Origin of the sequence: Terrisporobacter muris (assembly GCF_024621905.1) — a bacterium.
In the GTDB taxonomy this organism is placed as follows: Bacteria; Bacillota; Clostridia; order Peptostreptococcales; family Peptostreptococcaceae; genus Terrisporobacter; species Terrisporobacter muris.
In genome coordinates, this window is sequence record NZ_JANKBY010000015.1 from 1 (window position 1) to 18159 (window position 18159).

Annotated in this window: 23 protein-coding genes and 1 other annotated feature; of the genes, 20 read left to right on the forward strand and 3 right to left on the reverse strand. The window is 28.2% G+C overall.

Going from position 1 to position 18159, the window contains the following annotated elements:
* The first annotated feature begins 74 nt into the window (after window positions 1–74).
* The 5 genes from NSA58_RS02465 to NSA58_RS02485 are packed head-to-tail and all read left to right on the forward strand — an operon-like array spanning window position 75 to window position 4256.
* The gene (locus NSA58_RS02465; RefSeq protein ID WP_039680500.1) at window positions 75–1010 is read left to right on the forward strand and encodes a DNA polymerase III subunit; all 936 of its coding nucleotides are present in this window, start codon (window positions 75–77) and stop codon (window positions 1008–1010) included.
* Window positions 1007–1894 carry a PSP1 domain-containing protein gene (locus NSA58_RS02470; RefSeq protein WP_039680499.1) on the forward strand — a complete coding sequence of 296 codons (888 nt, stop codon included), beginning with the start codon at window positions 1007–1009 and terminating at the stop codon, window positions 1892–1894. The genes NSA58_RS02465 and NSA58_RS02470 overlap by 4 nt, the downstream gene beginning before the upstream one ends.
* A gap of 51 nt (window positions 1895–1945) precedes the next feature.
* Window positions 1946–2695, forward strand: coding sequence for a tRNA1(Val) (adenine(37)-N6)-methyltransferase (locus NSA58_RS02475; RefSeq protein ID WP_039680498.1), 750 nt, complete (start codon window positions 1946–1948; stop codon window positions 2693–2695).
* 2 nt (window positions 2696–2697) lie between these two features.
* Window positions 2698–3531: a 16S rRNA (cytidine(1402)-2'-O)-methyltransferase gene (gene rsmI / locus NSA58_RS02480; RefSeq protein WP_039680497.1), complete on the forward strand. Its 834-nt coding sequence runs from the start codon at window positions 2698–2700 to the stop codon at window positions 3529–3531.
* 20 nt (window positions 3532–3551) lie between these two features.
* Window positions 3552–4256 (forward strand): tRNA nucleotidyltransferase/poly(A) polymerase family protein, encoded by a 705-nt coding sequence (locus NSA58_RS02485; protein ID WP_039680496.1) that lies wholly within the window; start codon window positions 3552–3554, stop codon window positions 4254–4256.
* Window positions 4257–4364: 108 nt separating this feature from the next.
* Here NSA58_RS02485 and NSA58_RS02490 read toward each other — a convergent pair whose 3' ends face one another.
* Window positions 4365–4793 carry an Lrp/AsnC family transcriptional regulator gene (locus NSA58_RS02490; RefSeq protein WP_039680495.1) on the reverse strand — a complete coding sequence of 143 codons (429 nt, stop codon included), beginning with the start codon at window positions 4791–4793 and terminating at the stop codon, window positions 4365–4367.
* A gap of 32 nt (window positions 4794–4825) precedes the next feature.
* Window positions 4826–6256 carry a nicotinate phosphoribosyltransferase gene (locus NSA58_RS02495; protein ID WP_039680494.1) on the reverse strand — a complete coding sequence of 477 codons (1431 nt, stop codon included), beginning with the start codon at window positions 6254–6256 and terminating at the stop codon, window positions 4826–4828.
* A gap of 184 nt (window positions 6257–6440) precedes the next feature.
* Between NSA58_RS02495 and NSA58_RS02500 the strand changes: the two genes are divergently transcribed.
* The 13 genes from NSA58_RS02500 to NSA58_RS02560 all read left to right on the forward strand — a co-directional run bounded on the left by NSA58_RS02500 (window position 6441) and on the right by NSA58_RS02560 (window position 15399).
* Entirely contained in the window at window positions 6441–6995 is a 555-nt protein-coding gene (locus NSA58_RS02500; RefSeq protein WP_039680493.1) for a nucleoside recognition domain-containing protein, read from the forward strand.
* Window positions 6996–7517 carry a spore maturation protein gene (locus NSA58_RS02505; RefSeq protein WP_039680492.1) on the forward strand — a complete coding sequence of 174 codons (522 nt, stop codon included), beginning with the start codon at window positions 6996–6998 and terminating at the stop codon, window positions 7515–7517.
* Between the two features lie 247 nt (window positions 7518–7764).
* Window positions 7765–7999, forward strand: a binding site (T-box leader).
* Window positions 8000–8060: 61 nt separating this feature from the next.
* Window positions 8061–10010: a methionine--tRNA ligase gene (gene metG, locus NSA58_RS02510; protein WP_257560011.1), complete on the forward strand. Its 1950-nt coding sequence runs from the start codon at window positions 8061–8063 to the stop codon at window positions 10008–10010.
* A 12-nt stretch (window positions 10011–10022) separates the two neighbouring features.
* Window positions 10023–10793: a TatD family hydrolase gene (locus NSA58_RS02515; protein WP_039680490.1), complete on the forward strand. Its 771-nt coding sequence runs from the start codon at window positions 10023–10025 to the stop codon at window positions 10791–10793.
* Window positions 10794–11030: 237 nt separating this feature from the next.
* Window positions 11031–11171 carry a hypothetical protein gene (locus NSA58_RS02520; protein ID WP_161791927.1) on the forward strand — a complete coding sequence of 47 codons (141 nt, stop codon included), beginning with the start codon at window positions 11031–11033 and terminating at the stop codon, window positions 11169–11171.
* 10 nt (window positions 11172–11181) lie between these two features.
* A complete protein-coding gene (locus tag NSA58_RS02525; RefSeq protein WP_039680489.1) occupies window positions 11182–11556 on the forward strand; it encodes a GntR family transcriptional regulator in 375 nt (124 codons plus the stop codon).
* Window position 11557: 1 nt separating this feature from the next.
* Window positions 11558–12400 (forward strand): ABC transporter ATP-binding protein, encoded by an 843-nt coding sequence (locus NSA58_RS02530; RefSeq protein ID WP_039680488.1) that lies wholly within the window; start codon window positions 11558–11560, stop codon window positions 12398–12400.
* Complete coding sequence (locus tag NSA58_RS02535) at window positions 12393–13031, forward strand: ABC-2 transporter permease (RefSeq protein WP_039680487.1); 639 nt, start codon at window positions 12393–12395, stop codon at window positions 13029–13031. The genes NSA58_RS02530 and NSA58_RS02535 overlap by 8 nt, the downstream gene beginning before the upstream one ends.
* Before the next feature lie 12 nt (window positions 13032–13043).
* Window positions 13044–13559 carry a hypothetical protein gene (locus tag NSA58_RS02540; RefSeq protein WP_039680486.1) on the forward strand — a complete coding sequence of 172 codons (516 nt, stop codon included), beginning with the start codon at window positions 13044–13046 and terminating at the stop codon, window positions 13557–13559.
* A 121-nt stretch (window positions 13560–13680) separates the two neighbouring features.
* Window positions 13681–14277 carry a DUF3793 family protein gene (locus NSA58_RS02545; RefSeq protein ID WP_039680485.1) on the forward strand — a complete coding sequence of 199 codons (597 nt, stop codon included), beginning with the start codon at window positions 13681–13683 and terminating at the stop codon, window positions 14275–14277.
* A gap of 221 nt (window positions 14278–14498) precedes the next feature.
* Window positions 14499–14885, forward strand: coding sequence for a sigma factor (locus NSA58_RS02550; protein ID WP_242842746.1), 387 nt, complete (start codon window positions 14499–14501; stop codon window positions 14883–14885).
* Between the two features lie 21 nt (window positions 14886–14906).
* Complete coding sequence (locus NSA58_RS02555; RefSeq protein ID WP_039680484.1) at window positions 14907–15206, forward strand: hypothetical protein; 300 nt, start codon at window positions 14907–14909, stop codon at window positions 15204–15206.
* Window positions 15207–15213: 7 nt separating this feature from the next.
* The gene (locus NSA58_RS02560) at window positions 15214–15399 is read left to right on the forward strand and encodes a hypothetical protein (protein ID WP_039680483.1); all 186 of its coding nucleotides are present in this window, start codon (window positions 15214–15216) and stop codon (window positions 15397–15399) included.
* A gap of 331 nt (window positions 15400–15730) precedes the next feature.
* Here the strand turns inward: NSA58_RS02560 and NSA58_RS02565 are convergent, their stop codons facing one another.
* Complete coding sequence (locus NSA58_RS02565; protein ID WP_039680482.1) at window positions 15731–16195, reverse strand: VOC family protein; 465 nt, start codon at window positions 16193–16195, stop codon at window positions 15731–15733.
* Window positions 16196–16358: 163 nt separating this feature from the next.
* Here NSA58_RS02565 and NSA58_RS02570 point away from each other — a divergent pair, with 163 nt between their 5' ends.
* Complete coding sequence (locus NSA58_RS02570) at window positions 16359–16715, forward strand: hypothetical protein (protein ID WP_200886404.1); 357 nt, start codon at window positions 16359–16361, stop codon at window positions 16713–16715.
* A 273-nt stretch (window positions 16716–16988) separates the two neighbouring features.
* Window positions 16989–18098 carry a geranylgeranyl reductase family protein gene (locus NSA58_RS02575; protein ID WP_039680481.1) on the forward strand — a complete coding sequence of 370 codons (1110 nt, stop codon included), beginning with the start codon at window positions 16989–16991 and terminating at the stop codon, window positions 18096–18098.
* Window positions 18099–18159 lie beyond the last annotated feature (61 nt).

The following is an 18159-nucleotide window of genomic DNA, read 5'->3' on the forward strand; positions in this document are numbered from 1 at the left end:
AATAAGTTAATTATTTGTTATAATATAAGATAATTACTACAAAAATAAAAAATTACTCTGTGGAGAAAATAGATATGTATTTTGAAAATATAAAAGGACAAGAGTTTGCTAAGAAGTATATGACGAACTCTATAAAAAAGGGCAAAGTAAATCATGCATATATGTTTGAAGGAATTGAAGGTATAGGAAAAGAAACTTTTGCTAATGAATTGGCAAAGATACTTCTTGAAACACCTCATCTTGAAAATGCCCCAGATTGTATAAGAGTAAAACCTGATGGTAATAGTATAAAGATAGCTCAAATAAGAAATTTACAATCAGATATTGTAATTAAACCGCATAAGAAATACAAAATCTATATAATAGATAAATCAGAAAAAATGACTGTGGAAGCTCAAAATGCATTGTTAAAAACATTAGAAGAGCCACCTGAATATGCTATAATTATTCTTGTTACTAATAATAAAGAAAGTTTATTACCAACTATAAGATCTAGATGTGAAGTAGTAAAATTTACACCAATTCCTTTTGTTGAAGTAAAAAACTATTTAATTAGTCAAGGAGTAGAAGAAAATAGAGCAAACCTTCTATCAGCATTTTCTAGAGGTAGCATGAAAAAAGCTTTAGAATTATCTAGTTCTAATGATTTTTATGAAATGAAAGAAAGCGTTCAAAATTATATAGAAACAATATTAAGTAAGAATATGGTTGAAATTCTCGATATACCTAGTAAGATGGAAAAGTATAAGAGTGAAAGTATAGCTGTGCTTGATATGATGATAAATTATTTTAGAGATATAATGATTTGCAAAGAGCATGTAGATAAAAATATGATAATAAATGCTGATAAGATAGTATTTATACAAAATATGAGCAGTAAAATTACATATTCTCAGGTATCTAAGATTATTGATATAATAGAAGATACTAAGATAAAAATAAAAGGTAATTGTAACTTTAATGTAAGTATACAAGTTATGTCTTTGAATATATATGAGGTGATTAAATGATAAATATTGTAGGAGTAAGATTTAAAAATGCAGGGAAAATATATTACTTTGATCCAGTTGATTTTGAAATAGAAAAGGATATGGATGTTGTAGTTGAGACTGCAAGAGGATTGGAATACGGAACAGTTGTTGTTGGAAAGAAAGAAATAGACGAAGAAAGTTTAGTTTCACCATTAAAACCCATCATAAGAATTGCTACAGAAGAAGATACTAAGATATATAAAGAAAATAAAGAAAAGGCCAAAGAAACTTTTGAACTATGCTTACAAAAAATTAAAGAACACGAACTTACAATGTATTTAATAGATTGTGAATATACTTTTGATAGAAATAAATTAATTTTTTACTTCACAGCAGAAGGAAGAATAGATTTTAGAGAATTAGTTAAAGATTTGGCTGCGATATTCAAGACAAGAATAGAGTTAAGACAAATTGGGGTTAGAGATGAAGCTAAGTCAATAGGTGGACTTGGACCTTGTGGAAGAAGCCTTTGTTGTTCTTCATGGCTAGGAGACTTCCAACCAGTATCAATAAAGATGGCAAAAGATCAAAGTTTATCATTAAATCCAACTAAAATATCAGGAATATGCGGAAGACTTTTCTGTTGTTTAAAATATGAGCACGATGTTTATGTGGAAGCTATAGAAAAAGTTCCACCAGTGGGAGCAATAGTAAAAGTAGAAGGTAATAAAGGTAGAGTTATAGAGACAAACCCTTTATTAGAACAAGCTAAGGTAGAGTTTAATGATAAAACTATAAGAGTTTGCATGAAGGATGAAATAAAAGTACTTCAAGCACCTAAGAAATGTGAAGGTTGTGGAAAAGGAAAAGATTTAGATATAGATATAGCTACATTAAAAGAACTTAAAAAATTAGAGGATTAAAGTATAGGGGGATTTTTTAATTCCCCTACTATTATTGTAAAGGAGAAGTACATGGAAGTAAAATTAAAAGACACTGAGAGAATAGATGACTTACAATTAAAAGGATTAAAAGTTATACAAGACAAAAATGGATTTTGTTTCGGAATAGATGCAGTTCTTTTAGCTAATTTTGCTAAAGTAAAAAAGAGAGCTAAAGTTGTAGATTTAGGCACGGGAACAGGAATAATACCAGTACTTATAGCTGGAAAAAGTGAAGCTGAAAAAATTGTTGGTGTGGAAATACAGGAAGAAGTATGGGAAATGGCCAATAGAACAGTTAAACTAAATGATTTACAAGAGAGAGTAGAAATCGTAAAAGGTGATATAAAAACTATAGACAAGCAATTAGAAGTACATGGATATCATGTGGCAACTTCTAATCCACCATATATGCATATGAATGGTATACAAAATCCTAATGATAAGAAAGCTATATCTAGACATGAGGTACTTTGTGATTTAGAAGATGTAATAAGAGCTGCTTCAAGACTTGTTATGCCTAGAGGAAAGTTCTTTATGATACACAGACCAATAAGATTGGTTGATATAGTTACTTTAGGTAGAAAATATAACCTAGAGCCAAAGGTAATTCAATTTGTACATCCAAGAGCAAATAAGGCGCCTAATTTAGTTTTAGTTGAGTTTACAAAAGATGGTAGACCAGAGCTAAAAATATTAGATCCTTTATATGTTTATGATAAAGATGGAAACTACACAAAAGAAATAGAAGAAATATATGCGAATGAAGATATAGGAGAATAATAATGAGTGGAAAATTATATATATGTCCTACACCTATAGGAAATCTTGAGGATATAACATATAGAACTTTAAGAGTTTTAAATGAAGTTGATTTAATAGCAGCAGAAGATACTAGACATAGTGTAAAATTATTAAATCATTTTGAAATATCTAAACCACTTACAAGTTATTTCGAGCACAACAAAGATTCAAAAGGAATATATTTAATAAATAAATTGCTTGAAGGTGAAAATATAGCGTTGATAAGTGATGCAGGAATGCCAGGAATTTCTGACCCAGGAGAGGATTTAATTAAGTTAGCAATTGAGCATAATATAGAAATAGATGTATTACCAGGAGCAACAGCATTTGTTGTAGCACTAGTTGGCTCTGGGATGAATACTCATAAATTCGCTTTTGAAGGTTTTTTAGATAGAGATAAAAAATTAAGAAGAAGTAGATTAGAAGAAGTTAAAGAAGAAGAAAGAACTATGATTTTCTATGAATCACCTCATAGATTGAAAGATACTTTAAAAGATATGCTTAAAGTATTTGGGAATAGAGAAATATCAGTTAATAGAGAACTTACTAAGAAATACCAAGAAGTAATAAGAGAAGATATTGAAACAGTTATAAATCTATTTAATGAAAAAGATGTTAAAGGCGAATTTGTTTTAATAGTTGATGGATTTAAAGGTGAAAAAACTTTAGCCAATGATTACAGTGATTTAAATGAGAGAGAGTATGTAGAAGCTCTTTTAGAGGATGGTATGAGTAAGAAGGATGCTATAAAGGTTGTTTGTAGAGAAAGAAAATTAAAAAAAGATGTTGTTTACAAGCAAGTATTAGACTTATAGACAAGAGACGGGGTGATTTTATGGAGAATGGACTTAAGATGATTAATGCTATAAAAAGTAATAATACATGCCAAAAGATATGCGAGCTAAATGAAAGTGGAATTTTAGAAAGTATAATACCAGAAGTCAAGAGTATGAAAGAAGTTGGACAGTGCAAATATCATAAAGTAGATTGCTTTAGCCATACCATTTATGCATTAGAAGAATTTGAAAAGCTTATAAGGGAAAAAAACTTTCCAACTCATCTAAATGAATGTATATGGAAATATTTAAATACAATAGTAGAAGATGATATACAAGTTTTAGATTTATTAAAACTAGGTGTTTTTTTACATGATATAGGAAAATCAAAGGCAAAGACTGTAGACGAAAATGGAAGAATACATTTTAAAGGACATGAAAAGTTTAGTGGAGATATTGCCATAGAAGTAGGAAAAAACCTTAACTTATCTCAAAAATCCATAGAATTACTTTATAACTACACTAGATATCATATGTATCTCTTGACTCTTTATAAAAAAAGTAATGCATCTCATGAAGTATTAAAGGAGATGTTTGATAAATTACAAGATGATGTTATCGGACTAATGTTACTTGGGTTTGCTGATATTACTGCAACTAAAATGTTATTAGAACCAAAAGAAGATGAAGAGATTTTAAAATCATATATTTATTATGTTTTAACAGTATATATATATAAATATAAAAAAGATGTATCCTTTTAATATTAGAAGGATACATCTTTTTTAATTTCAAACTTATTCAATTTGAGCAAAGGTCGTTGCCTAAAATTTCATAGCGTCACGCAGTGGCTTAAGCGAATCGAATTTTTATTACAGAATAGCTTTTGACTGTATCGGTGTTGATAGTATTACTGATGTTTTTGTTGAGCCAATTGTCTTAATACCATCAATAACATTTTCTAATTCATACATATCTTTTACAATAACTTTTAGAAGAGAGCAGTCATCTCCAGTAACATGATGACATTCAACTATTCTAGGATCCTGTCTAGCAGCCTCTAAAAATGCGTCATACTTATCACTAGGTAGCGATATATGTATGAAGGCTTTTATCACTCTTCCTAAAGCATCTGGGTTAACTATAGCTTTATATCCTTCTATAACACCAGACTCTTCTAATCTTTTTACTCTTTCTGAAACAGCAGGAGAAGTTAATCCTACTATTTTCCCTAAATCTTTCATAGAAATTCTACCGTCTTTTTGTAAAATTTCTATGATTCTGTAATCTGTTACATCCATTGATAGGCCCCCTTTAATTATTATAATGTATATTATAAGTGTTTTTTAGAATCTAGCAAGTCAGATTTTAGTGTCCAAAGGTTGTCCGATAAATCAACTTTATATTTTTTAGGATTAGAAAATCTTTTATAAGAATCCCAAAGAGTACTAAATTGTTCACTAACATACTTTTTAACTTCATTAACGCTTTTAGAAACGTATTTACACTCACCATTTATGAATAGTGGTTTTTGAAGTTCCTTTATTGTGTAGTTATGGAAAGTTGTTTGTTTCCAAGTATATGTAGGATCAAAAATTGTTAATGGCTTAGTTGTATCGATTTTCTCATCATGAAGCATGATTAAATCAGCTTCGGCCATATTATCTTCATTATATATTCTTACTACTTTTTTAAATCCTGGGTTATTTATTTTTTCTGGTTCTTCAGAAACTTTTATTTTAGGAATTAAGATATCCCCATTATAAGAGCCAGCTAGTTTATATACTCCTCCTAAAGATGGAGATTCAGCTGATGTAATTAATTTTGTACCAACGCCCCAAGAATTTATTGCTGCACCACTTGATTTTAAGCTAGCAATAGTATATTCATCTAAATCATTAGAAGCTGTATAAGTTAAATCTGTATAGCCAGCTTCTTCAAATAATTTTTTTGCTTCAACGGATAGATATTGTAAATCACCGGAATCTATTCTAATTCCCATTGGCTTGTGTCCTTTAGCTTTTAGCTCATCAAACACTTTTATAGCATTTGGAACACCGCTTTTTAGTACATCATATGTATCAACTAATAATAAGCACTTGTCTGGATAGACATCAGCATAAGCACGGAAAGATTCTAGTTCACTGTCAAATTTTTGAACCCAGCTATGAGCTTGTGTTCCAACTACAGGAATATCAAACATTTTCCCAGCTAATACATTGGCAGTTCCAGCACATCCTCCTATTACGGCAGCTCTTGCTCCATAAGTACCTGCATCTGGGCCCTGAGCACGTCTAAGCCCAAACTCGAAAACAGCATCTTCTCCAGCAGCATAACAAACTCTAGAAGCTTTAGTAGCAATTAGTGATTGGAAGTTCACTATTGTAAGTAAAGCGGTTTCTATTAATTGAGCTTGATATAAAGGTGCCTTAATTGTTATAACAGGTTCTTTTGGGAACATTATAGTTCCTTCTTCTACAGCATATATATCCCCAGTAAATTTGAAGTTTTTTAAAAAGTCTAAGAATTTATCAGAAAATAAATCTAGGCTTTTTAAGTATTTTAAATCATCATCTGAAAAGTGAAGATTGTTTATGTATTCTACTAATTGTTCGATACCGCAGATAATAGTATACCCACCATTACAAGCATTTTTCCTGAAGAACATATCAAATATTACGATGTCCTCATGAATATTCTTCTCATAGTATCCATTTAACATAGTTAATTGATACAAATCAGTAAGAAGCGTTAAATTTCTCATGGTATTTCTCCTTAAACATTTAAATAAATTAAAAAACCTTATACTTATACTAAAACATAATATACCCTAACTTTCAAGCATAAAGTATATGTAGAGTATTATAAAATAACACATCATTTATTTTAAGTATACATCATAAAATGGTTTAAAGGAGGGGATTCATATTAATAAATTGTGGTTTTATATGATAGTCATAGGTATAGTTGGAAGCATATGTTTTAACAATTTACCAGAGACAAATCAAGCTATATTAAATGAAGGGACAAGGGCTATTGAATTTGCCATAACTTTAGCAAGTGTAATGGCACTTTGGATGGGTATAATGAATATTGCAAAAGATTCAGGATTAATAGATAAAATAGCAGATAAAATGAGCCCATTGATGAAAAAGTTATTTCCAAGCGTTCCTAAAAATCACAAAGCTATGTCTTATATGGTTATGAATATGGTATTAAATATGCTAGGAGCAGGAAATGGAGCTACAGCATTTGGGTTGAAAGCTATGAAGGAATTACAGACATTAAATCCAAATAAGAAAAAAGCCTCTCCTGATATGATAATGTTTTTAGTTATAAATATTTCATCCATACAACTAATTCCTTTTACCATGCTAAAAATAAGAATGGATGCAGGTAGCACAAATCCTAATTCCATAATTTTAACAACTTTATTTGCAACAATTATATCAACAATAGTAGGAGTTGTAGGTTGTAAATTATTACAAAGGAGGTATAGATAATTGTTAGATTATTTTTCTAATATAGCCATACCTGTAATAATTTTATTTATTGTTATTTATGGTAAAAAACAGAATATAGATATATACGAAAGTTTTATAAATGGAGCTATAGAGGGGTTAAAAACGGCATGGAACATATTACCCTATATAATAGGAATATTTTTAGCTATTGGCATATTTAAATCAGGAAGGGGTATAGAAGTTTTGGAGTACCTATTTTCGCCAGTGGCGGCTATACTTAACATACCAAAAGAATTAATAGGACTTATAATTGTAAAGCCCTTATCTGGAAGTGGAGCACTTGGTGTATATGCAGAACTTATTCAACGAGTTGGGATTGATTCGCTTACAGAGCAGATGGGCTCAACTATGGTTGGTGCATCAGAAACAATTTTTTATACTATGGCAATTTATTATGGAAGTTTAAAAATAAAAGATACGGGATATACTTTATTTTGTTCGTTACTATGTCATATAGTAGGGGTATTGGCATCAGTTTATATTTGTTATCTTATTTTATAAAATAAAAAATTTGTTTTGATACTACTTTGTGTAACAATCTTTTTCAACATTTAGAAATAAGGTTAATATAATTGAATTTTTATTAACATGAATTATAATTGTTGACAATAAAATATAAATTTACTAAAATTAAAAACATAGTACTAAAAATTCGTAGAGCTAATATATCCAAAGAATTAATTAATATTTGTATCAAAATTTTTATTTTGAGAATAATATATAATACATATTTTAAAATTAAATATGAATAAAAGCTAAGAAGAGAAGAGTAAGTAAGGATTTTTTCTACAGAGAGCTAGGTTAGGTGAAAGCTAGTGCTAAAAGAATTACTGAAGATGGCCTTGGAGCTTTTTATCCGAAGTAATTTAGGATAAAACATTTAGACATGTTACAGTCTACTAAGATATCTATTTGAGAAATTAGATTTTTTTATTGTATAATAGATAAATTAGGGTGGTACCGCGAATAATCTCGCCCCTATGGACTTCCATAGTGGCGAGTTTTTTATTTATAAAAATCAAAATAATAACACACAAGGAGGAAATAAAAATGACTAAACCAACGTTTTATATAACTACTCCTATATACTATCCAAGTGGTAGATTACATATAGGTCATACTTATACTACTGTAGCAACTGATGCTATGGCTAGATTTAAAAGATTCTGTGGTTATGATGTAAAATTCCTAACAGGAACAGATGAGCACGGTGAAAAAATTCAAAAGAAAGCTATAGAGCAAGGTGTAAGTGAAATAGAATACCTAGACGGAATGATAGCTGGAATAAAAGATTTATGGAAGACTATGGATATATCTTATGATGATTTCATAAGAACAACAGAAGATAGACATAAAGTTATAATACAAAAAATATTTACTAAATTATATGAGCAAGGTGACATATACAAAGGTGAATATGAAGGAAGATACTGTACTCCATGTGAAAGTTTCTGGACTGAATCTCAATTATTAGAAGGAGATAAGTGTCCAGATTGTGGTAGGGAAACTTATTTAGCTAAAGAAGAAGCTTACTTCTTCAAATTATCTAAATACGAAGATAGATTAAGAGAATTATTCCAAAACCCTAACTTCTGTTTCCCAGAATCAAGAAAAAATGAAATGGTTGCTAACTTCTTAGATAAAGGACTAGAAGATTTATGTGTAACGAGAACTACATTTGACTGGGGTATAAAAGTACCTTTTGATGAAAAACACGTTATATACGTTTGGGTAGATGCTTTATGTAACTACATCACAGCACTTGGATACTTATCAGAAGACGATTCTGAAATGAAAAAATATTGGCCAGCAAATATACAAGTTGTTGGTAAAGAAATAATGAGATTCCATACAATAATATGGCCTGCATTATTAATGGCTTTAGACTTACCAGTACCACAGCAAGTATATGGTCACGGATGGATATTATTTGGAAATGATAAAATGAGTAAATCAAAAGGAAATATAGTATATCCAGAACCAATGATAGAAAGATATGGTATAGATACACTTAAATATTTCTTACTTAGAGAATTTGCTTTTGGACAAGATGGAAGTTATACTCACAGAAACTTTGTAACAAGAATAAATACGGATCTTGCTAATGATTTAGGAAACTTAGTAAGTAGAACTGTATCAATGGTAGAAAAATACAATGATGGTATAATACCAGAAGCTGTAGAAGGAACTGAATTTGATGCAAGCTTAAAAGAACAAGCTAAATTATCAAGAGAAATATTCGAAGAACAAATGAATAAAATGCAATTCCATGAAGCATTAGAAGGTGTATGGAAATTAGTAAGAAGAACAAACAAATACATCGATGAAACTATGCCATGGGCTTTAGCTAAAGATGAAGCTAATAAAGGTAAATTAGATGCAGTATTATATAACTTATGTGAATCTATAAGAATAATAGCTACACTAATAAACCCTATAATGAATACAACTGCTAACAAAATATATGATCAAATAGGAATAGCAGGACAAGAAGAATTAACAAATTGGGAAAGTACAACTACATTTGGTTTAATTAAACCAGGAACAAAAGTACACAAAGGACAAGCTTTATTCCCAAGACTAGACATTGAGAAAGAGGTAGCAGAATTGGAAGAGTTATTTGCAGAAAAAACAGAAACAGTAGAAGAAGTAGCTCCATTAGAGCACAAAGAATTCATAGGAATAGAAGAATTAGATAAAGTAGAATTAAGAGTTGGTAGAATATTATCTTGTGAAAAACATCCAAAAGCAGATAGACTTTTAGTTTCTCAAGTTAAATTAGGACCAGAAACAAGACAAATAGTATCTGGAATAGCTAAATGGTATAAGCCAGAAGAAATGGTTGGAAAAGATGTTATAGTAGTATGTAACTTAAAACCAGTTAAATTAAGAGGTGTTGAATCTCAAGGTATGATACTTGCTGCAGGAAATGACGGAGACGATTTAATAGTTCCAGTTGCTACTGGAGCAAATGATGGTTGTGAAGTTAGATAAGGAGATAAACTTATGTTATTCGACTCACATGCTCACTTAAATGATGAGAGATTTGATGAAGATAGAGAAGAGTTAATCTCTTCTCTTAAAGAAAAAGGTGTAGATTTAGTTGTAAACCCAGGTGCATGTATAAAAACATCTATAGAAAGTATAGAACTTGCTAATAAATACGATTTTATATATGCAGCAGTAGGAGTTCATCCTCACGATGTGGGAGAACTAGATGAAATAGCTATTGATACCCTTAGAAAATTAGCAACAGAAAATAAAAAAGTAGTTGCTATAGGAGAAATAGGATTAGACTACTACTATGATAATTCTCCAAGAGAAGTTCAAAAAGAATGGTTTATAAAACAAATTGAACTAGCTAATGAATTAAAATTACCTATAATAATTCACGATAGAGATGCTCACGGAGATACTTTTGAAATAATCAAAAAGTATAAAAGCCCAGAGATAGGTTGTGTATTACATTGTTATAGCGGAAATATAGAGTTAGCTAGAGAATATGTTAAGATGGGATGTTATATATCTTTATCTGGAACAGTTACTTTTAAAAACAACAAAAAGACTAAAGAGGTTGCTAGAGAAATTCCTTTAGACAGGTTATTTATAGAAACTGACTCACCATATATGGCTCCGACACCACATAGAGGAAAGAGAAATGATCCTTCGTTGGTTCAGTTTGTAGCTGATACAATAGCTGTTGAAAAAGGCGTTTCTTATGAAACAGTTTGTGAAGCAACTAAAGAAAATGCTAAAAAGTTCTTCGCAATAAAATAAATATTTCAAAGAAAGATCCTTAGGGATCTTTTTTTATTGTAAGGGAACTATATGTTATCTGTTCTATGGATAACGTATAATTTCCAACTTTGTTATTTGAGTAACGGGCGAAGCCGTTGACGATATGAGCTAAGCGAATTTTTTATTGCTAAAAAATTTAGTTATTGACATATATTGTATCGACTGTATAATATATACTTATACAGTTGATACAATATATATAAGGAGGAAAAATATATGTTTAGCTCATTAGGTAGTTTGTTTAAGTTAATTAATATATTGCTAGTAATGTTTACCCCTATTGTTTTAATAGTGATTTTTAGATACATATTTATAACTGTGGAAAGTATAAGAAATAAAGATATTAAAGATAAATAAAGGAGGGCTTATGAAAATAATTATTTCAAGTAATTCTGATTTACCTATTTATTTGCAAATAGTAAATCAAATAAAGGATGAGATATTAAGTGGAAAAATAAATGAAAATGAAATGTTACCTTCAATGAGAGCTTTGGCAAAAGAATTAGGTATAAGTTTTATAACAACAAAACGTTCTTATGAAGAGCTAGAAAAACAAGGATTAATAAATACAATTCCAGGGAAAGGATGTTTTGTATCAGCTTTTAATAAAGAAATTGTATTTGAAGCTAAAATGAGAGAAATAGAAGAAAAATTAGAAGAAGCTATATATTTATCAAATATGATAGGGATAACAAAAGAACAGTTAATTTTAACTTTAGAAAGCTTATACGAGGGGGAATAATATGTTAAGGGTAGAAAATTTAAGTAAGAAATTTGATAATTTCGAACTAAATAATATATCTTTCAATTTAGAAGAAGGATTTATTATGGGGCTAATGGGTCCTAATGGTTCAGGAAAAACAACTTTAATTAAATTGATTATGGGTCTATTACAACCAGATGAAGGTAAAATTTATTTTAAAGGTAAAAATATTTCTGAAAATCCTAAAGAGTTTAAAGAAAATATAGGATTTGTTTATGATAATTTATACTTCTATGAAAATCTAAAAGTAAGCGATTTTATGAATACAGTTTCAGCATTTTATAAAAATTTTGACAAAGAAAAATTTGAAAATTATTTGTTAAAGTTCAAAATAAATAAAAATCTAAGAATAAGGGATTTATCAAAGGGTCAAAGCATAAAACTTATGCTTGCAAAGGCACTTTCACATGATGCGAAACTACTTATCTTAGATGAACCAACATCAGGATTAGATCCTATTTTTAGAAAAGAAATGATACATATATTACAAGAAGAGCTGGAGGATGGGGAGAAAAGTGTTATAATTTCAACACATATTATACAAGATCTAAGTCGATCGGCAGATTATATTACTTTTATAAACAATGGGGAATTAGTTTTCAGTGAAGATAAAGATAAAATAAGTGAAAATTATAAAGTTATTAAAGGAAGTAAGGAAGAGCTTGATAGTATAAGTGAGATGATTATAAACAGAAAAGATACAGCCTATTATAGCGAAGGTTTAATAGTAGATAAAAACGATAATCTACAAAATGAAAATATTCAAAAAGCTGATTTAGAAGATATTATCTATTACTATGGGAAGGAGATAGAAAATGATTAATTTATTAAAAAAAGATTTAATGGCCTGTTTTAAACCGGATATAAAATCTGTAATAAAATTATTAATAGGTATTATTTTATTTTCTTTAATATTATTACCTACAATACCAATAGCAGTACCGTTTTTTATAAGCTATATATTTATTTTAAGAAGTTTTCAAATAGATGAACTTAATAAATGTGATTATTTTTTTAATAGCTTACCAATAGAAAAAGAGGATATAGTTTATAGTAAATATTTATTTTCTACAATAGTAATAATGGTTTCTTTAATTTTTACATTTGTTTATTCAAAGGTTATAAATTCAATTTGGAAAATAGAATTTTTTGATTTAGATTCAGTATTGATGATAGTAATACTATTGTTATTATTAGCATCTATATTATTGCCGTTGATGTTTAAATACGGATATAAAAAATCTTATGTAATAGTTAATTTAATAATAGCAATATGCATAATAGTTTTAATTTCTAGTAAAGGAATAAAGGGTATATATTTCTCTTATACAGGAGAAGTAGATATTTTAAGAGATAAAACCTTAATTATAAAATCTGCGTTAGCTATGATTGCTTATTTAGTATCTATGTTTATATCAATTAAAATTTATATTAAAAAGGAAATAGCAAGCTAGGGGGAAAGAATAATGAATAAAAAGTTTATAAAAGCTAGTCTAATAATATGTATATCATTGTTATTATTAATTGGATTTTTTGCAATTACGACCAATAATATATCAAATTCTGACGAGATGGAAAATGATATATTAATTACATATAACAAATATATAGAAGATAAGTATAGTTACACTATATATGTAACTGTAAAAAATAATACAGATCAAATAGCATCGTTATATGATATGGGACTTTCATTTGATTATGAAGGCGAAGGTAATAATGTTGGCGAGTTTTATATAAGAGGTCAAGAAGAGGACTTGTGGGATGAAAATAAGATATTGGGCATAGATCCAGGGGATCAAAAAGATGTTTTATTTAAAATTCCAAAAGGAATTAAAATTAGCGATAAAGATTATAATTTAAAGAGACTACTAATTGATTATAATATTAGTTTCTTTAAATTTAGAATTTCTTCAAACCAATTATTCTTAGGAACTAGTAATTTAGGGGGAACACAAACAGTGGGGGAACCTTATCACTAATAAGAAATCTGTATAGCTTGAAAATATTATGGCAAATTTTATTTCATATTAAGTTATTGATAATTATTATCAATTATGCTAATATATAATTATGATAATCATTATCAATAGGAGGATTAATATGCAATTTAATTGTAATACAAATTGTTGTGAAAATAAATTAAATTCAATATATATAAAAAGAATACTAGAAATGATAGGAGCGGTTATACTAGGTTCAAAACCAGCAGAAATTATAAATGTGCCTGGAAGTAGCGAAGAAAAAGAAGTAAAACTAGCTCAAATAGAATCCTTTTTCAATCAATGTTCTAGAGTTACATATAGAATAATAAGCACTAATGATGGTGGAAAACGTGTTTTATTTATAAATGAAAAATCAATGGAAAAAGTACTATCAAATAAAAGATGTATAAACTTCTTAAAGTTTGTAGGATATTCATCTGAATATAAATTAAACGACTATATGAATGAGTTAGTTCTTAGACTTCAATCTGGAGAGTTTCCTCATGAAATAGGTGTATTTTTGGGATATCCCCTTAAAGATGTATTAGGATTTATGGGATATGGAAAAAATGAGCTAGTAGAAATTAAAAACTGGCGAATTTATGGAAATAAAGAAGTATCTTATGAAGTTTATAATAGTTTTATGAGAGACAAGGCTATTATGAAGGAAATGATACAAACTATGCCAATAAAAGAATTAAGAAGAGCTATATAACCTCTTTAATATTTTATAACTAATTAATATTTGTATGCTGAAGACACTATTTCGTAAAGAAATAGTGTCTATTTTTATGTATTTAAAAGTAGTGTAAAATAAAATAGAAAAATTTATAACTTTTTATGGATTTCATTAGTCTAATATGTGAAGGGAGGCATAGTATGGATTAAAAACTAGTCAAAAAAGCAATTAGAGAAAATTTTAATGCTTATAGCATTTTGGTACATAGCTTAAAAGATGAAGTATACAAATTAGCATACACAATATTAAAAAATGAACATGATAGTATGGACGCATATTTACAAGCAGGGGAAAAATGGTTGAAAAATATTACTAATATAAAAGAAGCGCAGTATTTTAAAACTTGGTTTCTAAAGATAGTTACAAATAAAACTAAAAATATTATAGCTAAAAATAGTAAGGTGATATTCTTTGATGAAATATTAGGAAAATTAAAGATGAGCATAAATATACCAAAAGAAATTCAAACAAGCGAATATATAGAAATAAATAAAACTATAAAAGACAAGGATATGACTTTTAATATAGAAAAACTACAAGCATCTCCAACTATTATGTATTTGTATACTAGTGGTAAGGTATAAGGAATAGGAAGCATCCAAGGTATGTATAATTTCAAAATAATATCTGATAGTGGAGAATTGTACAAAGAAAATATAACATTAGCTGGATTATGGGATAAAAATGGATATAAGCAAACTATAGTATCATCAGTTTATTATGATAAAAGTAAAAAGTTAAGATTAAAATCTGAAGGCGTTTTTATTGATGCTAATAAAAAGGTGAAGGTTGAGTTGAATGGAAGCTATCCTAAGGTAATAAGTTACTATGGTACTGCAATAACTATTAAAAGTGTTAAATATAAAAGGAATAGATTGATAGTTGAAATTTTAAATTTTAAATAATGATAATATGGATTATAGGGGTGTCGTCTATATAAATGGAGAGAGTGCAATCGAAGGGTATTTTGAAAGTAGTAAAATACATGGTCTTTTATTTGATATTGATAAAAGAGATAGTTATTATTTAGATTTAGGAATGATTTTAAAACATAAGAGACCTATTGATATAGAAATAGAAAACAGGTGTAGTAAATAAAAAATATAGTAAAGAGAGGGATGTATGAAAAATATATTTTTTATATCAATGGGATTAATAATTACGTTGAAGGATGAGGTTCAAAAGCTATTGAGCTAAATGGTTAAGTAGAATATGATAATGTATATATAACTATAGATAAAAAGATATGTATACGTACGAAGATGGTGTAGATAGGTTTGTGTTAAACAAATTTATCTACACCTTTTTAATTGTAAGGAATTTATAATTTATATACAGAACAGATAAAATATAAATTCTGACTGATTAACGGAACAACGGGGAAGTCATTGTCGACATGAGCGCGGAGCAGACCTTTAGGTGTTGAAAATTAAAGACAAGACTTTACATAATCGACAGGCATATCCATTCTACTAGCTATATTTTCAGCAGACATACCTTTACTTAAAAATCTTTTAACTACTTTATTTAGATTTTCACCAACTTCAATAATATGCATATCAGGATCATAAAAACGAACAACACGTTGTCCCCAAGTGTGTTCAATAACAGGATGAACATAACATATTCCTGGAATTTGATTTAAGTTTAAGATAAAATTATCAAAATTATCATCTTCAAAGTATAATTCGCTATTATTGGCACCAAAGAAAATTTCATTTTTGGATTTATGTATAAAGTTACACCAAGATTCCTTAGTTTGTAGGGCAATGCCACCAGTTAAGGTTACATTTGCACCAAAATCTAAAATAACATCCAAACCTAGTACTGTAGAATAGAACAATTTAGACTTTTCCATATCAGAGACTACAATCAATGGATTTGAAAATTTCATGCTAATCACCCCTTGATTAAAAATAAGTATTAATTAAATTCTAGCTATAAACTATAAATATTGTAAAGAAGATTGTTCATTTCATATTTAAAAATTAATAAAGTTTATATCTTAATCATAGTAACTTATACGAATAGTAATATTTTAATTTAATGAGGTAAATATGATGAAGTTAGATTTAGAAAATATGCTCTACATATTAATCTATATGACGTTTTTTCTATCAATAATAGGATGTCTAGCTTACTTTTGTAGAAGACGAATATCTCATGAAACTGAATTTATTTTAATAAAAAATTTATTTCTAAATAGGTTTAAACACTCTGAAAAACTAGAACCAAAAGAATTTTTTAATTATAAGAACTACGATATTTGGAGATTTATGGGTTATCATAGTAGTGATAACTTTAATGGTAAAATTAGTTCCAATGCCTCTATCTTTAAAACAAAAATTTGCTATGAGAAAACAATAAGACTTGGCAGAAAAAATGAACAAAATAAAAGAAAAATACAAAAATAATGCTAAGGAAATGGAAAAGCAACTGCAAGAGCACCAGTAGATATAGGGTTATATTTTATAACAAGTAGTTTATATATTTTAGTAGAAGATATTTGCTTTAGAATATATGTAAAGAATAAAAATAATTTAAGTATAATATTAATATATAAGAAATACCTGTCTAGATTACATTTAGACAGGTATTTTATTTTGTGAAAATTCTTCATAAACATAAGGTTTGAATCAATAAAAACATGGAGACTATAAAGATATAAAATTATAAGGAGAATAAATATGAACTATGATGTTGTAATTATAGGATCAGGGCCTGGAGGTGTGGCTGCTGCTCATAATCTGATAAATAATAATATATCTTGTATCTTGGTCGATAAGCAGAAGTTTCCAAGAAATAAACTTTGTGCTGGGGGAATAACGTATAAAGCTTTTGAATTAATGAAAACACTAAAGTTGTATAATGAATTTAATATTGGAAGCTCAATAGTAAGTGAAGGAGCTAGTTTGTATTTGGAGTATGAACATATAGCAGATATAAAAACCAAAGGATTAACTTACTTGGTAGACAGATTTGAATTTGATGATTATTTAGTTGAAGAGTATAAGAAAAAAGGGGGAACTTTTCTAGAAGGAGTTGGAGTCAAAAATATTGATACAACAGAAAATTTAATAACCTTATCTAATAATGACGAAATTAAATTCAAATATGTAATAGGTGCAGATGGAGCTGTAGGAATAAGTAGAAAGTTAGTTGATGAAAAATTTAAAGCCAATGGATTTTGCTTACAAGTGGAAATTGATAAAGATAAGTTTAATTATGAAGGGAACTATATGTCCCTTTATTATGGAATTATTCCACAAGGTTATGGATGGATTTTTCCAAAACAAAATAGTTATACAGTTGGGTTTGGTGGAAACTACGATAAGGAAATAGATTATCATAAGGAGTTTGAAAAATTTCTGAATAATTTGGGAATAAGATGTGATAGAAGTGAATTTAAAGGAGCTATGTTGCCTTTTGGTGAATTTATAAGAGATCCCATTAATAAAGAAAAAAATTTACTACTAGTTGGAGATGCTGCAGGTTTAGTAGATCCATTTACAGGAGAAGGAATATATTTTGCCATGTTATCAGGAATAAAAGCATCTAAAGTGATTATGGATGCATTGAAGATAAATGATAAGAGTGGTATAAATAAATATAATGATGAGATTGCTGAAATTACAAAAAATATAAGCAAGGGTGCTAAGCTTAAGAAACTAGTTTATAAATTAAGAAAACCTGTTTTTAATGCTATGAGAAATGAGAAGTTTGGAAGTCATATATTTAATGATTGTTTATATGAATCAAACTATGACTTATTAGAAATTGTATTTCATCATAAATAAATACTTAAAAAGGGAATGTACATGAGATTAGCTGTAATATATTCCTTATACTTATATAAAT